This window comes from Micromonospora sp. 4G55, assembly GCF_016803375.1.
Genome location: NZ_JAEVHN010000695.1, coordinates 1 through 3,142, shown reverse-complemented (window position 1 = coordinate 3,142; position 3,142 = coordinate 1). Strand labels below are relative to the sequence as shown.

At 73.7% G+C, this 3,142-nt stretch carries 1 protein-coding gene and 2 pseudogenes; 2 read left to right on the top strand and 1 reads right to left on the bottom strand.

Features of this window, described 5'->3' with window-relative positions:
* Nucleotides 1-217: 217 nt before the first annotated feature.
* Nucleotides 218-1,075: pseudogene (locus JNW89_RS32545) on the bottom strand (3-deoxy-7-phosphoheptulonate synthase); the annotation flags it as partial.
* Nucleotides 1,076-1,380: 305 nt separating this feature from the next.
* On the opposite strand from JNW89_RS32545, the pseudogene JNW89_RS32540 reads away from it, so the two are divergent.
* Nucleotides 1,381-2,534: pseudogene (locus JNW89_RS32540) on the top strand (alkaline phosphatase PhoX).
* A 97-nt stretch (nucleotides 2,535-2,631) separates the two neighbouring features.
* Nucleotides 2,632-2,847 carry a hypothetical protein gene (locus tag JNW89_RS32535; RefSeq protein ID WP_238450736.1) on the top strand — a complete coding sequence of 72 codons (216 nt, stop codon included), beginning with the start codon at nucleotides 2,632-2,634 and terminating at the stop codon, nucleotides 2,845-2,847.
* Nucleotides 2,848-3,142 lie beyond the last annotated feature (295 nt).

The following is a 3,142-nucleotide window of genomic DNA, read 5'->3' as shown; positions in this document are numbered from 1 at the left end:
CGCGAGCTGGGCGGCCACGTCGGCGGCGACCTTCGGCTGGTTGCGGTGGTCCTTGCCGCTGTTGGCGTGGCTGGCGTCGACCACCAACCGCTCGGGCAGCTCCCGGGTCGGGTCCAGGTCCTGGCGGCCTTCGAGCAGGAAGCTCTCCAGCATGATGCCCGACGATCCCGCGCTGCCCGGCCGCGAGCTGGGCGGCCACGTCGGCGGCGACCTTCGGCTGGTTGCGGTGGTCCTTGCCGCTGTTGGCGTGGCTGGCGTCGACCACCAACCGCTCGGGCAGGCCGGCGGCCCGCAGCAGGTCCAGCGCGCCCGCCACCGACTCCGCGTCGTAGTTCGGCCGGCCGCCGCCGCCGCGCAGCACCAGGTGCCCGTCGGCGTTGCCCCGGGTGTGCATGATCGCCGGGGTGCCGGAGACGTCGATGCCGGGGAAGACGTGCGGCACACCGGCCGCCCGGATCGCGTCCACCGCCGTGCCGATGCTGCCGTCCGGGCGGTTCTTCATGCCGATCGGCATGGACAGCCCGGAGGCGAGCTGCCGGTGCACCTGGCTCTCCACCGTCCGGGCGCCGATCGCGCCCCAGGCCACCGTGTCGGCGATGTACTGCGGGGTGATCGGGTCCAGGAACTCGCAGCCCACCGGCAGGCCGAGGCGGAGCACGTCCAGCAGCAGCGCCCGGGCGGTCCGCAGGCCGAGGTTGACGTCGCCGGAGCCGTCCAGCGCCGGGTCGTTGATCAGGCCCTTCCAGCCCACCGTGGAACGCGGCTTCTCGAAGTAGACCCGCATCACCACCAGCAGGTCGTCGGCGTGCCGGTCGGCGGCCTCGCGCAGCAGGTGGGCGTACTCCAGGGCGGCGGCCGGGTCGTGCACCGAGCAGGGGCCGACCACCACCAGCAGGCGGTCGTCGGCGCGGTCCAGCACCCGGCGACCGCACGTCGGCCGGGCCAGCACGGCCGAGGCGAGCGGGGCGCGCAGGGGCAGGTCGTGCAGGAGCAGGGCGGGCGTGGTCAACGGCACGACGCGATCGATCCGTTGGTCGATGACGGCGTCGTTCTCCGGGGTGGTCACGGTGGGCATCCTCTCGCCGACCGTGCCCGGGGCCGGTGCCCGGGTGGAGCCGGCTGCTCGTACGCAGAAGGGCAGGAGCGGAAGCTCCTGCCCGGCCGGCTCGAAAACGAAGGTGACGTCAGCTCATGGCGAGGTCACCGGCGTCGGAGCCGGCTGCCTAAACCATCGATACGAGCGCGTCACGTCGGCCAGCGTACCCGACCGGACGGGCAAGGCTCACCGCGGCGTCCGGAAACTCTCGCCCGATGTTTACCCCCATCGATGCCACCACCGGTAACTTCATCAGCACCGCTCGCATCCCCCGGAGGTAACCGATGGACCGTCGTACCGTCCTGCGCGCCACCGCTGCCGGCGGGGCCGCCGCCTTCGCCGGCAGCCTCTGGTCCGGCGCCGCGCTCGCCGCCCCGGCCCAGCCGGGCGTCGGCCCGTACGGGCCGCTCGGCACCGCCGACGCCCGCGGCCTCCAGTTGCCCGCCGGCTTCACCAGCCGGATCGTCGCCCGGTCCCGGCAGGTCGTGGCCGGCACCTCGTACACCTGGCACGACGCCCCGGAGGCGGCGCCTGCTTCGCCGCCGGTACCGGTTGGATCTACGTCTCGAACTCGGAGATCGCCACCACCGGCGGCGCCTCGGCGATCCGGTTCAACGCCGACGGCACGATCGCCTCGGCGTACCGGATCCTGTCCAACACCAACCGCAACTGCGCCGGTGGGGCGACCCCGTGGGGGACCTGGCTCTCCTGCGAGGAGGTCAGCCGGGGCTACGTCTACGAGACGTACCCGCAGGGCGGCCGGGCCGCGGTGCGCCGGCCGGCGCTGGGCCGCTTCAACCACGAGGCGGCGGCGGCCGACCCGGTCCGTCAGGTGATCTACCTGACCGAGGACGAGACCAGCGGCTGCTTCTACCGGTTCCGCCCCACGGTCTGGGGCGACCTCTCCGCCGGCATCCTGGAGGTGCTGGTCGCCGGCACCGCCACCAGCGGCCCGGTGAGCTGGGCGCGGGTGCCCGACCCGGACGGCTCGCCGACCTACACCCGCCAGCAGGTCTCCGGCGCGAAGAAGTTCAACGGCGGCGAGGGCTGCTGGTACGCCGACGGCACCTGCTGGTTCACCACAAAGGGCGACAACCGGGTCTGGGCGTACGACGCGGTCAACCAGCGGCTCGACCTGGCGTACGACGACTCGCTGGTGACCGGCGGCGCCGCGCCGCTGACCGGGGTGGACAACATCACCGGCACCCGCTCCGGCGACCTCTACGTTGCCGAGGACGGCGGCAACATGGAGATCGTTTTAATCACTCCGGACGCCGTTGTCGCGCCCTTCGTCAGGCTTATCGGGCAGTCCTCGTCGGAGATCACCGGCCCGGCGTTCTCCCCGGACGGCAGCCGGCTCTACTTCTCGTCGCAGCGCGGCACCGCCGGCTCCTCCTCCGGCGGGATCACCTACGAGGTGCGCGGCCCGTTCCGCTGAACCTCCGGCCCGGCCGGGCCGGCCCGGGCGGTGCCCGGACCAGCCCACGGGCGATCTTGTGGCGTGTCGGGCGGGCCGGCGGGGTATGAGGCTCGGCATGAGCCACGAGCAGAGCGACCAGGAACGGGTGGAGTCCCGGGCCCACCTGCTGCCCGAGGAAGCGGCGGTCGGCAGCGACGACCCGCAGGCGCAGGCCGACGCGATCCTCACCGAGTCCGACATCCGGGAGGAGGACCGCAACGCCGCCCCCGACACGGTGCTGGAGCACCGCACCTCCGATCAGACCGCGACCCCGATCGAGCCCCCCGACTGATCGACCGCCCCCCGGGCCCGGCGGGAACCCCGGTAGGTCTGCTCCCGTAACCAGGCGAGCGGACCCACCGCCCGCAGCCCCGCCGGCAGGTTCCGTACCGGGTCGAAGGCCAGCGCGGCGTCCGTCCGAGCGTCCAGTTGCCCGCCGAGGGTGACCTGGCCGAACGGCCGCCACGGCCCGACGCGGACGCGACCGCGAGCACCGCACCTCCGATCAGACCGCGACCCCGATCGAGCCCCCCGACTGATCGACCGCCCCCCGGGCCCGGCGGGAACCCCGGTAGGTCTGCTCCCGT